This is a genomic window from Leptospira yasudae (genome assembly GCF_003545925.1).
GTDB lineage: Bacteria > Spirochaetota > Leptospiria > Leptospirales > Leptospiraceae > Leptospira > Leptospira yasudae.
The window spans coordinates 433,498-447,500 of sequence record NZ_QHCU01000001.1 but is presented as its reverse complement, the minus strand read 5'-3'; the positions used below and the strand labels follow the sequence as shown (position 1 = coordinate 447,500).

14 protein-coding genes, 2 tRNA genes and 1 pseudogene (1 of these 17 running past the window's edge) are annotated in these 14,003 nt (G+C 46.2%); 12 read left to right on the top strand and 5 right to left on the bottom strand.

Going from position 1 to position 14,003, the window contains the following annotated elements:
* Positions 1-360 carry the 3' end of a LamG-like jellyroll fold domain-containing protein gene (locus DLM76_RS02150; RefSeq protein WP_158586361.1) on the top strand. It extends 792 nt beyond the left edge of the window, so only the last 360 of its 1,152 coding nucleotides appear in the window; the start codon falls outside the window, past its left edge; its stop codon occupies positions 358-360.
* A 183-nt stretch (positions 361-543) separates the two neighbouring features.
* Here the strand turns inward: DLM76_RS02150 and DLM76_RS02145 are convergent, their stop codons facing one another.
* Positions 544-2,553, bottom strand: coding sequence for a 1-acyl-sn-glycerol-3-phosphate acyltransferase (locus tag DLM76_RS02145; RefSeq protein ID WP_118956097.1), 2,010 nt, complete (start codon positions 2,551-2,553; stop codon positions 544-546).
* Positions 2,554-2,648: 95 nt separating this feature from the next.
* Here DLM76_RS02145 and DLM76_RS21520 point away from each other — a divergent pair, with 95 nt between their 5' ends.
* The 6 genes from DLM76_RS21520 to DLM76_RS02120 all read left to right on the top strand — a co-directional run bounded on the left by DLM76_RS21520 (position 2,649) and on the right by DLM76_RS02120 (position 6,118).
* Entirely contained in the window at positions 2,649-2,813 is a 165-nt protein-coding gene (locus tag DLM76_RS21520) for a hypothetical protein (protein WP_158586052.1), read from the top strand.
* 114 nt (positions 2,814-2,927) lie between these two features.
* A complete protein-coding gene (locus DLM76_RS02140) occupies positions 2,928-3,962 on the top strand; it encodes an ATP phosphoribosyltransferase regulatory subunit (protein ID WP_118964247.1) in 1,035 nt (344 codons plus the stop codon).
* 37 nt (positions 3,963-3,999) lie between these two features.
* Positions 4,000-5,277, top strand: a complete 1,278-nt coding sequence (locus DLM76_RS02135) for an adenylosuccinate synthase (protein WP_118956099.1) — start codon at positions 4,000-4,002, stop codon at positions 5,275-5,277.
* Between the two features lie 74 nt (positions 5,278-5,351).
* Positions 5,352-5,424, top strand: a tRNA-Lys gene (locus tag DLM76_RS02130).
* Positions 5,425-5,441: 17 nt separating this feature from the next.
* Positions 5,442-5,516 (top strand) — tRNA-Glu (locus tag DLM76_RS02125).
* 200 nt (positions 5,517-5,716) lie between these two features.
* A complete protein-coding gene (locus DLM76_RS02120; RefSeq protein WP_147455772.1) occupies positions 5,717-6,118 on the top strand; it encodes a hypothetical protein in 402 nt (133 codons plus the stop codon).
* A gap of 14 nt (positions 6,119-6,132) precedes the next feature.
* On the opposite strand, the gene DLM76_RS02115 is transcribed toward DLM76_RS02120, so the two are convergent.
* A complete protein-coding gene (locus DLM76_RS02115) occupies positions 6,133-7,065 on the bottom strand; it encodes a TIGR02757 family protein (RefSeq protein WP_174714635.1) in 933 nt (310 codons plus the stop codon).
* 23 nt (positions 7,066-7,088) lie between these two features.
* Positions 7,089-7,985, bottom strand: a complete 897-nt coding sequence (locus DLM76_RS02110) for a hydroxymethylglutaryl-CoA lyase (protein ID WP_118956102.1) — start codon at positions 7,983-7,985, stop codon at positions 7,089-7,091.
* A gap of 181 nt (positions 7,986-8,166) precedes the next feature.
* On the opposite strand from DLM76_RS02110, the gene DLM76_RS02105 reads away from it, so the two are divergent.
* The gene (locus tag DLM76_RS02105; protein WP_118956103.1) at positions 8,167-9,324 is read left to right on the top strand and encodes a hypothetical protein; all 1,158 of its coding nucleotides are present in this window, start codon (positions 8,167-8,169) and stop codon (positions 9,322-9,324) included.
* A gap of 45 nt (positions 9,325-9,369) precedes the next feature.
* Positions 9,370-10,134, top strand: coding sequence for an ABC transporter ATP-binding protein (locus DLM76_RS02100; protein WP_118956104.1), 765 nt, complete (start codon positions 9,370-9,372; stop codon positions 10,132-10,134).
* On the opposite strand, the pseudogene DLM76_RS02095 reads toward DLM76_RS02100, so the two are convergent.
* Together DLM76_RS02095 and DLM76_RS02090 are read right to left on the bottom strand one after the other, a co-directional pair.
* A pseudogene (locus tag DLM76_RS02095) lies at positions 10,135-10,825 on the bottom strand (hypothetical protein). It lies immediately after the preceding gene.
* Positions 10,822-11,910: a tetratricopeptide repeat protein gene (locus DLM76_RS02090; RefSeq protein ID WP_118956461.1), complete on the bottom strand. Its 1,089-nt coding sequence runs from the start codon at positions 11,908-11,910 to the stop codon at positions 10,822-10,824. The pseudogene DLM76_RS02095 and the gene DLM76_RS02090 overlap by 4 nt, the downstream one beginning before the upstream one ends.
* Positions 11,911-11,924: 14 nt before the next feature.
* On the opposite strand from DLM76_RS02090, the gene DLM76_RS02085 reads away from it, so the two are divergent.
* From DLM76_RS02085 to ccsA, 3 genes are read left to right on the top strand one after another with little or no spacing between them, the layout of a single operon-like run.
* A complete protein-coding gene (locus DLM76_RS02085) occupies positions 11,925-12,617 on the top strand; it encodes an ABC transporter ATP-binding protein (protein WP_118964244.1) in 693 nt (230 codons plus the stop codon).
* A complete protein-coding gene (locus DLM76_RS02080) occupies positions 12,589-13,260 on the top strand; it encodes a heme exporter protein CcmB (protein WP_118956106.1) in 672 nt (223 codons plus the stop codon). The genes DLM76_RS02085 and DLM76_RS02080 overlap by 29 nt, the downstream gene beginning before the upstream one ends.
* Before the next feature lie 47 nt (positions 13,261-13,307).
* Positions 13,308-14,000: a cytochrome c biogenesis protein CcsA gene (gene ccsA / locus DLM76_RS02075; RefSeq protein WP_118956107.1), complete on the top strand. Its 693-nt coding sequence runs from the start codon at positions 13,308-13,310 to the stop codon at positions 13,998-14,000.
* Positions 14,001-14,003 lie beyond the last annotated feature (3 nt).

The window sequence follows — 14,003 nt, the reverse complement described above, 5'->3', positions numbered from 1 at the left end:
GGAGGCGTGACCTTGTATCTGAAATTCTACAACGGTCAGCTTTTGATCAACAGCAGTGGTGGAGATTTTCAAAGTAACGCTTATGCTACCAACGCGGCTCATATTCTTACGATGCAATTTTCCGGAACCGGAACCTCTCTGTATCTGAACGGAAGTTTGCAGAAAAACACTACGAACGTGTACAATGCGGTCGGAAATAATTTAACGTATCTCGGCGTTTATTCCGGTGGATCGGGTTTTGACGGAAGACTTGCGGAAACTTTGATCTACAATCAGGGACTCAGCGCTGCGGATCGAGTGAAAGCGGAATGTTATCTGGCTTTCAAATATAGTCTAACGGTTCCCCATACTTGCAACTAAGTTACTCTGACTATAAACCGAAGTAGATTGTAGTTTTTGCGGGATAGGCTTGCGTTTAAGAACGGATTTGCAATATACGACCTTCTTTTCTCTTTCTTGAGATTCAAGAATTTGAGAGCCGTATGTCGATCGGTTTTGTTATGCGCGAGCCAAACCTGTAACGTTTAGCTCGCTCGTTTCTCTTCAAACTCTCGAAAGTCTTCCTTCCATCATTTCAATGACCTGCTGCATCGGTTTTTTGTTGATCACGATTTCATACGCGGCCGCGAGGACAGGAGTTTCCGGAGTGATGCTCATCAGATTCGGCATCACTTTCAAACCGTAAAATCCGTTGGACATTCTTTCCGAAGGAGAACCATACGCGATATCGTATCCGGTTTTTCTGTCCTTCGCATCGGTTCCGAAACAGGAAAGCATAAAGTCCGTAAGTCCGGAAAGTCCGAGAAAGGTTTCCGGTTGTCCGCCCATCTTCGTTCCGATCGCAGTCATTTCGGAAAAGAAACGATTCGATAAATGAAAGAGGGAATTATCCACGTTGCCGCCGAGGGTTTGCGTGAAATAACCTTCCACGATTCCCATTGCGAGTGCGTAGATCGTTTTCAAAGCACCGCCTAACTGAACCCCTTTGATGTCGGTCGGGATTCTCGCCGGGCGCGGGAAGATGTAACCGGTCGTAAACAGCTTTTGAACTCTCGGGATGAGAGTCGCGTTGGATGCGGCGATCTCGAAACCGGAAATTTTCCGTTCCATGATCTGATCGGGATAACAAGCCCCCGCGATCACGCCGAGACGATCGTCCTCCAAACCGAATGCGGTCTGCACTTCGTCCAAGATCAAACCGGTACTGGTGAACCCTTTCACAACGTTGAAGAACGGAGCCTTATTCTTGTTCAAGAAAGGCTGAATCTCCGGATAAACGTTGATGAGCTCCCAAGGGTTGGTTCCTTGAATAAAGAGAGTGGCCGTTTTTAAAACTTCCGGATCGGACGTAAAAATCAAATTCGGCGGAAGTTTGTAAAGAGGGTAGTATTTCAGTTCTCTTCTTTCCGTATTGCATTGTTCTGTGTAAGCCTGATCGGGATGATAGAGGTAAACCAAAACGTCGTTGTTTGCAAGAAGAGTCGCGACCGCGATCGACATGCTGCTCGCTCCGATAACGACGATCTTTTCTTCCGGTTCTTTCGGAACCTTGATGAGAATGTTCTTTCCGGCGACGTCGCCTTTATAAAGATTTCGATACGTTCCGTGTTGGTGTTTGTTCAGGTTGGAACCGACGAGCAACGCGAGGTTGTCGATGAGGAACTGCTTTTTATCTCCGTGTTCGGGGAATTGCAGTTGCTCCACTTCCTTCGGAAAGGTTTCCATCTGTTTGCGGGAAAGTTCGCCGACTAACACAGGTTTGCCGATTACGAGTTTTCCGTTCACCTGATTGAACAGTAAACTCGTAGTGGGGAGAATCTTATCCGTCTTTTCGAGGGAGATAGGAATGATGACTTTGTTGGCGACGTAGTGATAGACCGTTTCCACGAACGGCATCAGTCGTCCGTCTCGGGAACGCGTTCCTTCCGGAAAGATCGCGACGATCTTTCCTTCGGATTGAAGTTTTTGAGAATGACGGAAGGCTCTCATGTTGATCTTGGTCATCACGTCCGAAAGACTCGGATTATCCGCCATATCCCTTTTGGAACAAACGAGAAGGGTTCCGAACATATAAAGACCGAGACGGGTAAAGTCGGGTTCATACGCCAATCTTCCCGCGATAAAAACGAGTTGTTCCGCGATCGCCTTTCCTTCGGGAGAACAATTGTATAACTGATGAAAGATCGCAGGCGCGTCGAGATGCGATAAGTGATTCGAGATCAGCGTGATCGGATATTTTCCGATGAGAGGTTTGACGGCCTTGAGATTGTCCACACCTTCCACGGTGAACTGCTTCATGATCGGAGAAAGAAACTCCATCATAAATTCTCTCGATCTTTGTTCCGGAGAAGTGTAGACCCCGACGGTTTCCAAAAGATTCGGCTCTTTGAACACGTCCATTACCGGAGGCATCGGTGTTACCGAAGAGAGATATAAGAATTTCTGAAGAATCTTTTTGGCTTCTTCTTCCGTCATTCCGGAACGTTTGAATAAGTGGATGTTTTCAAAAAATTCTTTCTGCCATTTACCGACGCTGGATTCTTTCTCAGCCATTTAAATACCTTCCTGGTCCGTTCAAAAATAAGTTCTTAACAGCCGGTGTTTTTCCTAAAACGGAAATCCGGATTCTTCGCATTCCGATATGTTCTATGAAAGAGGGATCGGAGTTAGGATCGTTTTCGGTTGCTCCGAACGAAAAGAAAATTTTCGCGTCGGGTTGGATTCTCACCGCGCCGGGAACCGCCCGGAAAGGCCTTTTGGAAGGACTTATCGATGTCATGGATAGAAATCTTGCGATGGAAAGAATCCATTGATTAGGTTGATAATCATCCGTTTGCAATGGGAATTGTCATTCTATTTTTTTAAAAAGGTTTGAAATCTGGCGTCTCGGTTTTGAACTGTATTTTGGAATCGAAGTCTTCCAAAACATGAATCAAAATCTCCCAGAACCCAGCCAGAAAAAATGGATTCCCGACGGGTTTCACTTTCTCGGCCCCGAAGACAGCAAGGACAGAAGGATCTTACTCGAAACCGTATCCGGTGTTCTTAAAAAAAAAGGCTACTCGGAAGTTTTCCTTCCCGCATTCGATTATAGTTCCACGTTTCTTCAGACCGTTTCCGCTCCCGATTCTTCCTCTTTATTCAGAATTCGTGATCTTTCCGGAAACGAGATTTCTCCGAGCATCGACCTGACCGTTCAGGCGGTCAAAGGTATGGCCGGTTTCTCCCATCAAAAGGAGAATCAAAACATCTTCTACGTCGGAAGAGTTTTTCGGGAGAGCGCTAAGGGAAGCGTTTCCCGTAAAGAGGTTCTTCAGATCGGCGCCGAATCGCTCGGGGCTTCCGGAAAGGAAAACACATTCAAAATTTTGGAAGAATTGGACGAGATCGTTTCGCTTCTTCCATTGGAAGATCCGTTGACCCTCGTTTTAGGAAACGTGAATCTGTTTCATTCCATCGTCCGCGAGTTCGAATTGAATCCGAACGAGATCGAAATTCTTTCGGCGTTGCTGTATCAGAAAAACGGAAACGAGATCGAACGGATTTTCGGAGAAAAGAAAAACAGCGCCGTATTCATCCGTTTGTTAAACGCACTCGTTTTGAACTTCGATCTGGATTCGCTGAAGAAATCCTTGAACCTGAATTCCCTTTCATCCGAACTTCAAAAAAGTTTAAACGTCGTTCTCGAAGAAACTTCCTGGATCCTAAAAGCCTGGGAATCCAAAAAAAGAAGGATCGATCTTTGTATCGACTTCTCCCTTTTGCGGGATCTGAATTATTATACCGGTTTCGTTTTTCAAGGTTATCTGCAAGGTTCTCCCGATCCCGTTTTGACGGGCGGAGCGTACGATCATCTTTACGAAATGTTTTCGGGAGTGCAAAGAAACGCGAGCGGCTACGCGATCGTGGTCAACACTTTGGAAGCTTCTTTGAAAACGCCTCTTCCCGATTCCAAATCATGAAACGCAATCTTACCAAGCATCTATTTGAGGAAAAACTATGCCCGCATCGTTAGTAGTAGGAACCCAATGGGGGGATGAAGGAAAAGCCAAAGTCATCGACTTTCTTTCCAAGGACACGGACATCATCGTTCGTTATCAAGGCGGAGCGAACGCGGGACATACGGTCGTAGTTCACGGAAAAAAATACGTGTTTCACCTCGTTCCTTCCGGAGTGATCTACGATCAGACGATTTGCGTGATCGGAAACGGCGTCGTTCTCGATCCTCTTTTCTTTATCGAAGAATGCGATCGGCTTCAAAAGGAAGGTTTTCCGGTTTATGACAAGCTTTTGTTAAGCGACGCGTGTCATCTTCTGTTTCCGTATCATTCTCAGATCGACGGAGCGAGAGAAACGACCGTAAGCCAAGAACACAAGATCGGAACGACCAAAAAGGGAATCGGAATCTGTTACGCCGATAAGATGATGAGAATGGGTTTGAGAGTGGGAGATCTTTTGGACGATTCCTACCAGGCCCGTTTGAAACATCTCGTCGAAGAAAAGAATCGCGAACTGGACAAACTCTACGGAATGCCGCCCGTTTCCTACAACGACATCAACGAGGGTTTGAAATTCTTCCTTTCGAAAGTTAAAAAGAATATTATCAATACTGCATATTACTTGGATTCCGAACTCAGAAACGGAAAACGGGTTCTTTTGGAAGGAGCGCAGGGAACCGGTTTGGACGTGGATTTCGGAACTTATCCTTACGTTACGAGTTCCAATCCTACCACGGGCGGCGCGTTGATCGGAACCGGAATTCCGTTTCAACATCTGAAACACGTGATCGGAATCACGAAAGCTTACACGACTCGAGTCGGAGAGGGGCCTTTCCCGACCGAACTTTTGGGAGAAGCGGGAGAAGCTCTTCGTCAAAAAGGCGGAGAATTCGGCGCGACCACGGGACGTCCGAGACGTTGCGGTTGGTTCGACGCGGAAATGCTGCGTCACTCCGTTCGTATCAACGGAATCACTTCCATCGCTTTGACGAAGATCGACATTCTTTCCGATTATGATAAGATTCCCGTCGCGGTCGGCTACAAGTTGAACGGAAAGAAGCTGGATTGTTTTCCTTCGCAAGGTTTGGATAAAGTGGAAGTCGTCTACGAAGAATTCCCCGGATGGAAATCCGACATTTCCGGCATCTGCGAATTTCAAAAACTTCCCGAAAAGTGTAAGGATTATATTTCTACTCTCGAAAGATTCATCGGAGTGAAGATCAATTTGGTTTCAACGGGACCTGATCGAAAGGATACGATTCACGGAGATTCTTTTTAAGAATCGGGAGTTTTTTTCATCGTTTTTGATTGACCCACCGCACTCGAAAAATATCGTGTATTTCGTAACGCTTCGAGTCGTTAGCTCAGCTGGTAGAGCAATTCCCTTTTAAGGAATGGGTCCGGGGTTCGAATCCCCGACGACTCAATGGAACGTTCTTACAAGCCGCCATCGTCTAGTGGTTAGGACACAAGATTTTCATTCTTGGAACAGGGGTTCAATTCCCCTTGGCGGTACCACTCTTAAACTTTCCAAAAATCCTCACCGTTTCTTTTCTAAAACTCGGTTCGATATTTTTCCTTTTATCATTCATGCAACGAGTCGGCGCCGATCGTTCGCTACTTGCGTTTTTCCTAATTTAGGAATTCTTAAAATACTTTTTTTGGACGCCGTGTCCTAGTCGGGACGTCCGATGGATATTAAAAACAGCGAGGATTGTATGAATTTTGTATTTCGTTTTTTCAACGTTATGATCGTTTCGGTCTTTTTGATTGTGACTCAGACTTCTTGTTCTTCTTATTATCAATTGGCTGGAAAAGATACGATGACTGCGGGTGAGGCGATCGTCGAAATCGATATGGCCGTGCTCCTTGGGCTGCTTAGTTTACCGACCAGCGCTTCGAGCAGTTCATCCCGTTCTTCCAGTTCGTCGGTTTTCACGCTGAGTTTGATTACTTCGGCGGCGGGGATCACCGGATCAGCGAGTGATAAGTCGGAAAGGTATGAAAAATCCAAAGTGAAGGATTGTGCGGATTCGATTTCTTCTGCGATCATTTTGACAAAAAATACGGATTCCGGTTTGATCGCGGCTTCCGCTTGCAAATTGAAAAAACTGCCTTAATCCGGAAAAGCCTTTCAGGTCCGGGCTTGTTTGTCGAATAACCGATCCCGGCTTGCTCCGGGCCGTTTCTCGTAAACCTTGCAGATCGAATTGATTCTGCAGGTTTCGCATAATTCCTTCGCGTATTTCGATTTACATTTTCGTAATATACCCAATCGACTGAGGGCAAAGTCTCCCCGCACGGGATCGTTCGGGAAAAGTTTTAGAAAGAAGTTCGTGATTTCCTCGGCTTTTTTCCAGTCCGGAGTGCTTCTGGAGCTGATCTTCAAAACACTTGCAATTCTTTGAATATGAACGTCCAAGGGATAGAGCAGTTCGTTCGGATCGATCGTAGTATAAATTCCGAGGTCGGGAAATTCTTTCCGAACCATCCAGCGCAGATACATGGAATATCGTTTTAACGAAGAGGAACTCGGTCCTTGTCCGATCAGAAATTTATATCCGTAACTTTGCGTTTGTTGTCGGTTGATTTTTTTAGAAGTTTCGAGAAATCGAAGCTGGAAGGCGACGATTCTTTGTCGTAAGGTTCCGCTTTGATCGAGCGATCTTTGTTCCTTTGCGGAAAGGGAGAATTCTCCGGGTTGCGGAAGAGAAAATAAAGGCTCCAACGTATTCGATTTCGTTTTTCGAATTTCCTCTTGGATCGTTTGCAGAAAGAGAAACGTATCGGCCGATTTTTGAAATCGATAGGGTTTGAGTTTTTTGCGGATACCTTCGAGTTCTTCGTTTAAGAGGAATCGAACCGGGGAGTTCCCGCAGAGTTCGAAAAGATGTTTGAGATGATTTTTGATCGCGACGACGTTCCCATACGAGAAGAGCGCGGATATAAGTCCGACGATTTCCCGATCTTTCAAATCGGAATACGAATGCGGGAACTCGATCGGATCCGTCGTTAGATATTCGGGAGTTTCGTATTCGAAGAAGATTCTTTCCAGAACCTTCTTCATTTTTTGGGGAGAAGAAGGGGAGCTCAAGACTCTCGTTTCTTTTTGGTGGCGAGATACGTTCTGGATTGCAATTCTCGGGCGAGCGCATTCTCCATAAACGCGGACGCTTCCCAGAGAAGTCCGGGATCGATTCCCGTGGGAACTCCCGACTTTTCCAAAAAATATACGAGGTCGTCGGTCGCTAAATTTCCGGCGGCGCCTTTTGCGTAGGGACATCCTCCCAATCCGCCCGATGAAGAATCGAAGGAGCGAAGTCCCATAGAAAATGACTTTTCCACATTGGCGATCGCCATTCCATACGTGTCGTGAAAGTGCCCGGCCAGTTTGTCCGCGGGGATTTCTTTCAGTAGGAGTTCCAACAACTTCTCCACTTCCGCGGGAACTCCCGTGCCGATCGTTTCTCCGAGTGAGATTTCATACGCGCCTTGATCCAAAAGAATTTTGGAAACTTCCAATACCTTTGTCGGATTGATTTTTCCTTCGTAAGGACAATCGATCACGGTCGAGACATAGCCTCGCACTTGGATTCCGTCCCGATGAGCGAGTTGAAAGATTTCTTTGAACCCTTCGATCGATTCCGCGATCGTTCGGTTGATGTTTTTTTTCACGAATGATTCCGACGCCGCGGTGAAAACCGCGACTTCTTTGTAACCCGCGTTCTTTGCCGCTTCGTATCCTTTTACGTTCGGAGTCAAAGCCGAGTAACGGATTTTTCCGTTCAAATCCAATAAGGCCGAAAGTTCGGCCGCGTCCGCCAACTGAGGAATCGCGTCCTTTTTTACGAAGGAAGTCGCTTCTATATGCGTCAAACCCGCTTTGACGAGCCGCTCGATATAACCCGCTTTGATCTCCGTGGAAACCGGACGTTTCTCGTTTTGAAGTCCGTCTCTCGGACCTACTTCCGTGATTTTTACTTTCATTCTATTCTGATTCCACCGTTTTGCGACGTGCGGGCAAGTCAAATATCGACGTTCTTTGCCCTATATCCGTTGGACTGTTTCCGAATTGATTTGACTTTCGTTCGCGGCTCGTTAGAGTTTCGAGATCTTTTTTGCGGAAATTATTTTTTGATCCGCGTTATTTCGTGTTAGGTTTTGAATTATGAAAAATCCGTTCTTACTTCGTTCGCATATCTGGAAATTCCTCTTCGCGGTTTTTCTTACCGTTCCGTTTTTTCGATGTTATCTGCATCACGCGAACGTAAGCGGGGACGGTTTCGGAGCCAAGTCGCTTATCAATCCGAGGGAATATCGGTTTCACGGAAGCGTTCCCGTTCGGATCGATTTCGATCCTTCGGGAAGAGAAACGGCCGCGCAAGACATGCATAGAAAAGGCCTGAACGTTTCCGTCGCTTCTCAAGACGTGGAAAGTTATTATTCCTCCGAGATTCTTTCGCAGTTCCGCAAGAGCTCTTTGTTCATTCTCAATCCGAACGCGCACATTCAGATCCGAATCCGTTCCTCCGCGGAAGAAGTCAAACCTCCCGTGTTGTCCATCATTCCGTTTATCGTTACGATCGGTTTGTTTCCGATGATCGAAAGAACGAACGGAAGAGTGGAGTTCGAATTGTACGAAGAGGAAACGAACAAGGTTCTCAAAAGTTACAAGTATCCGATCGAACATCGATCCATCTTCGGAATCGCTCCGTTGCTTTTGGGACCGATCGTTCCGATCTTCAGCGATCGGTTCGATCATTCGCAGAATAAAAAGAATTTCGCGATCATGCGCGTTGCGTTTCAGCAATTCGAACAGGATCTCAAAGCGGATCTCGGTCATCTGAAGGAATTGTCCGCTCATTTTACGCAGGACGAAGCGCATCGTTTCGCGTTCGTTTCCCTTGCGAAAACGGACGAGCCGGGTTCGCGGATTTTTACGGACATGTATTCGGAGTTGGAAAAAAAATTCATCAAACACGGAATTCTTTTAGTGGAACGGAACCGTTTGGATAAGGTTCTCTCCGAGATTCAGTTGTCCTTATCGGGAATCACCGAAAACTCGAGATTGAAACTCGGTAAACTTCTGGAAGCGGATCGTTTGATTTTGATGGATCACTTCGAATACGTTCCTTACAGCCGTCAGACATACGACGGTAAGTTCGCGTTTTCGATCCGTTGTATCGACGTTCAAACCGGAAGAATCATCTGGACCGAAAGCGTTCGCGAGAATCTTTACTCCGAGTGGACGGATTCTTCGTATCAAAGGGAACGCGCGCTCCGCGAGTTGATCGCGTCTCTGCGCGATCGAGGAGAGTTGTTGTGATTCAAAATTCTTGTCTTGAAAGACGGACTCCACGAGTCTGGGAAAATGCCCGATCCAAGTAAAGCATTAGAAGTTCGAAGACTGAATCTGCAATTCGGTTCAAGAACGATCTTGGATTCCGTTTCGTTCGAAGTGGAACCCGGAAGTATTCTCGGAATTTTAGGAAGATCGGGTTCGGGCAAAACCTCTCTCTTTCGAATGATTTTGGGAATTCCGACTTCGAAAGATTTCGAACAAAGCGGATCGATTTTCTTTTTCGGGAAGAAACGGAAAGAAATTCCGATTCATCAATTGCAACCGGTGTTTCAAGATCCTTCCGCGACTTTTAATCCGACATGGTCCTTGGAAAAAGCCCTCAAGGAACCGCTTCGCATTCTCGGAGGGGAAATCGCTAAGAGAGGGGAGGAATCGTTTGCCGATCTTCTCGAGTCCTTTCAACTCGCAAACAAGGACCTAAGCCGAAACGTTCTTTCGTTTTCCGGCGGCGAACTTCAGCGCGCCGCGATCTTACGCGCTCTTCTTGCGGAACCGAAGATTCTTTTTTTGGACGAGGCTCTCGGCGCACTCGATCCGATTTTGTTAAACGAGGTTTTGATCTTTTTAAAAAGAATCGCTCAGGAACGGAAAATCACCATTCTTCTCATCACACACAGCTTGAGAACGGCGAAACGATTCTGCGATCAGATTGGAATATTAGAAAAGGGTAAATTGTTGGATTTTGGAAAAACGAAGGAAGTTTTTTCGAATTACAAGAGCGTTTTTACGGGGGAACTCATCCGTGCGACCGACTTGAGCTCCCTCCGCGTTTGATCAGATATCGATTTGATAGAGATTTTTTCTGTCTTTTTTGTCTTTATACAAAGCGATCATGATATCGATCCGATAAATCGAAGATCTGAGGCTGGACTCTAAAAGTCTGAGCGCTTTGATCTGATTTTCCAGAGAGATATCTCCCACTTTCGTATTCTCTATTTTGTCGAATCTTTCAAGTCTGACCTGAGATGCTAATACGTCCGGAGGAGAGAAAATCAGTCTTTTGTTTTCAAAAGCGAATTCGTACTGAATTCTTTTTTTCTCAGAGGCAAGTTCAACTTCCTTGATTTTGCCGCCCTCAAACTTGAAACGAACATACTTGAGCAGGTTGCTCTCGTATCCTTCGTCGAAAGTAAAAGGAATGTCTTCCGTGACGATTGTTTGCACCTTTTCCAGTTCCGGTCTCAGAATTACGAGAAGAGAGTGCTTCTTCTCCAAATCTGTAAGCCTTTCGTTGATCGTGCTTTCCAGATCTCTGACGATTTTCTGGAGGGACTTCGTGTAAGAACTTCCCTGTTCAGAAAAAACATCGGAACGACTCAGGTCGTCCTGCCCTTTCTCTTTATTCTGCGCGAACGCAGGAATGCTAAGGAGGAAAAGCAGGATTGTGAGCCAGGTGATTTTTTTCATAGATTCCTCCAAGGTTCAAGATAACGGAAGAAAATTGAAAAAAGCAAACCTTTTTCACTCGGTTTTGTTTTCTTCTTCCAGGGACTTGATTTCGGCGAATCGTTTGGCGAGATCCCTTCTTCGTTCTATGACCTTATAGGAAAATTCCGAAAAGAAAGGATCGTTCGGATATTTCAAAAGTTGTTCGTATTGATCGGCGGCCGTGACATAATCGCCGACCTTACTAGCCGTTTCGGCGTAGAAGAAGTGAAACTTCTTGTTGTATTGTTTCTTTTGTCCGAGGTCGTCCACGAGTTCGGTGTTCTTGAAGATTCGATACGCGTAGAGATCCTTGGAGGAAAGAAGTTCGATTCTCGCTCTTCCCATTCTCGCGTCCGGACTTTGTTCGTCGATTCGAGACGCTTCCTTGATATACAGAAGCGCCCGGTTCCGGAGATCGGTTCGGATATAATGATCCGCCAAAAGCAATAACGCTTCCGTATGAAATTTGTTAAGTGAAACCGCCTTTCTCCAGAGGATCGTCGCGTTGATCGGTTCGCGCATGATTTCATACAACGTTCCGAGATGGATGTACGTTCGGTAGTATTCGGGAATTTCGGCGCTCGCATATTCGAATTGTGTGATCGACTTCCGGTATTTCTTTTCGAGATGATACGCCCGCCCCAAGTTGTAACGGAACGGAAAGAATTTCGGATCGAAACGAACCCCTTCTTCCAGCATCAAAATCGCGCGTTGTCGTTCTTCGTTTTTTCCCGTTTCCAAAAGTTTGACCGCTTCGTTGTTGAAAAGTCCGCAGTTCGGAATCTCCTTTTCTTCAAACCGGAAACTTCCTTTGGATGGAGGAGGATTTCCTTTCCAGTTTCTTCCCGCCGCGAGAATGAAGTCCTGATCCGTTCTTAAAAACGATCCGTCGTTGTAGTATTCGGGAGAGAGGATTTCGTTTTCACCCCAGAGAAGGTCCGTATAATATTGACCTCCGATTTGGATCTGCGCGGAAAGCGCGGTGTTCAAAAGGATTTCGATTAAGAATGCGATTACGAACGGAAAAGAATTTCGCTGTTTAAAGAAGAATGTCGCAACTCTGCCGAACCGCGCATAAAAAACGCATTGTAAATTCCGTTTCGGAGAGGACTCTGGTTTCATAAGAGGAACCGGCTTTGCCATCTAAAGAACAAGCGCTCTTCGTCTGCAAAGACCTATCTTATTCTATCGGAAAAAAACGGATTCTCAAACAGATCTCATTCTCCCTTTTCCGAGGAGAACTCGCTTTGCTGCGGGGCGACAACGGCGCCGGAAAAACGACTCTGCTTCGCGCGATTTTAAATCACGGTCATCATAAGGATTGTATTTCGTTTCCCGGTGTTGGAGAAAATCGGAGTTCCGCAACGACTCTAAAATCCGATTCCGTCGTCACAAGCGCGCCGCAGATTTCTTACCTCGGTCACGAACTCGGACTTTATACTTCCCTCAGCTTGGAGGAGAATCTTCGTTACTTTCTTTCCATCGCACGAATGGAATTTCCCAAGGAGAAGGTGGAAACTCTTTTGCGTTCGTTCAAACTTTGGACTCGAAGAGCCGATCCGATCTTTACGTTCTCCCGAGGAATGAAACAAAAGGCCGCGCTGGTTCGCGCACTTTTGACCGGAGGAGATTTGATTCTTTTGGACGAGCCGTTTACCGCGCTCGATCGATCGGGTTTGGAAACCGCCGTTCGTCTTTTGGAGGAACATTCCGCGAACTCCGCGGTGTTGATGGTGACGCACGATCCGGGAATTCCGTTTTCACGCGCGACGAAAACTTTGACGATTCGGGAGGGAAATCTTGAAACAACTGTTCTCTCTGCTTCATAAGGAGTTTCTACTTTTAGGAAGGGCGATCAACGGAATTCTTTCCGTTCTCGTTTTGATCACTTCGATCGTATTCATTTTTAATTATGCGTTAGAGCAGACCGGTAAACTCGATCGTCAGACTTTGATCGGAATCAAATGGTCCGTTCTGTTTTTGACCTCGTACGTTTTTATCGGTCAGTCCGCTTGGGAGGAACGGGAAAGCGGAGGAGGGAGAATCAGTTCTCTGTTTCTTCCGATTTGGATGCGTTTTCTAGCAAAGTCTCTTGCCGTGTTTACCGGATTGACGATAGCCGCGATCTACTTAATGATTTTATTATCCGTTTTTTTTCAGGCGTTTCCTTTGGGTTGGAAAGACCTTACGGTGAATCTGATTTTTCTTTTGCCGGGAGTTCTTTGTATTTCCTTTTTGGGAGTGGCTTTGAGTCATATCAGCGATTCTTCGCGGTTGAAGGAAATTCTTCTTCCCTTGTTGATGATTCCGTTTACGATTCCGATTCTTCTTTTCGGAATGGAAGCCGAACGAAAGCTCGAACGTATGCCTGTCTTTGATCCGATTCCGGGTCTCGCCATCTTACTTTCGTTTTGCGCCTTTTACGCGGGAATCGGAATTCTACTTTTGGAACTTTCCGGCGACGAACCCTGAAGAATCTTCTTGATTCCACCGACATTCCCGCGAATACTCTATTTCGTATGAAAATTCGAATCGCTCATCCGATTTGGGACTGGGTTTTATCCGCAATCTTTTTGATCGGTTTTCCGACCGCCGTTTTATTTTCGCTCAATTATCCGAACGTGATTTTACAACAAGGAACCGCGCACAGAATTTTCTACTTTCACGTTCCTGTCGCCTGGGTTGCGTTGTACGGTCCCGTTTTTTCCCTCGTGTTCGCGGTCGTTTATCTCATCCGCAAAGAATCCAAATGGGATCTTCTTTCGCTCGCCGCAAATCAGGTCGCGCTTTTGTTCGCGATCGGAGTTATCTTTTCCGGAAGAATCTGGGCTTTCAGCGCCTGGGGAGTCGCTTGGGATAAAACGGACGCGAGACTTCAATCCTTCACCGTTTTGTTTATCAGTTTGATCGCATATTTCGTTTTTCGAATATTGATTACCGACGCGACCAAGAAAAAACTTTTTTCCGCGTTCTTGAGTATTCTCTGCGCGGTGAACGCGGTCATCACTTGGGGAGCGATCCGTTGGATCGACAATCCCGGAAATCATCCCGAATCGGTTCTCGGCAAGGGAGGAATGGACTCGGATATCCGCATGAGTTTCTGGCTCGGAGTTCTTGCGTATCATGTTCTGTTTTTGGTATTGATCCGCTTCGCTTATCGTTTAGCTAAGATCGAGGATCTTAGAGAAAGCCTGCCGGAAAGGGAAGAGTAATCG

Coding starts and splice junctions, on each gene's coding strand:
- DLM76_RS02100 (WP_118956104.1), top strand. CDS start 9,370: ATGCCCGATCCAAGTAAAGCATTAGAAGTTCGAAGACTGAATCTGCAA.
- DLM76_RS02110 (WP_118956102.1), bottom strand. CDS start 7,985: ATGAAAGTAAAAATCACGGAAGTAGGTCCGAGAGACGGACTTCAAAAC.
- DLM76_RS02135 (WP_118956099.1), top strand. CDS start 4,000: ATGCCCGCATCGTTAGTAGTAGGAACCCAATGGGGGGATGAAGGAAAA.
- DLM76_RS02115 (WP_174714635.1), bottom strand. CDS start 7,065: ATGAAGAAGGTTCTGGAAAGAATCTTCTTCGAATACGAAACTCCCGAA.
- DLM76_RS02145 (WP_118956097.1), bottom strand. CDS start 2,553: ATGGCTGAGAAAGAATCCAGCGTCGGTAAATGGCAGAAAGAATTTTTT.
- ccsA (WP_118956107.1), top strand. CDS start 13,308: ATGAAAATTCGAATCGCTCATCCGATTTGGGACTGGGTTTTATCCGCA.
- DLM76_RS02105 (WP_118956103.1), top strand. CDS start 8,167: ATGAAAAATCCGTTCTTACTTCGTTCGCATATCTGGAAATTCCTCTTC.
- DLM76_RS02140 (WP_118964247.1), top strand. CDS start 2,928: ATGAATCAAAATCTCCCAGAACCCAGCCAGAAAAAATGGATTCCCGAC.
- DLM76_RS21520 (WP_158586052.1), top strand. CDS start 2,649: ATGAAAGAGGGATCGGAGTTAGGATCGTTTTCGGTTGCTCCGAACGAA.
- DLM76_RS02090 (WP_118956461.1), bottom strand. CDS start 11,910: ATGAAACCAGAGTCCTCTCCGAAACGGAATTTACAATGCGTTTTTTAT.
- DLM76_RS02120 (WP_147455772.1), top strand. CDS start 5,717: ATGAATTTTGTATTTCGTTTTTTCAACGTTATGATCGTTTCGGTCTTT.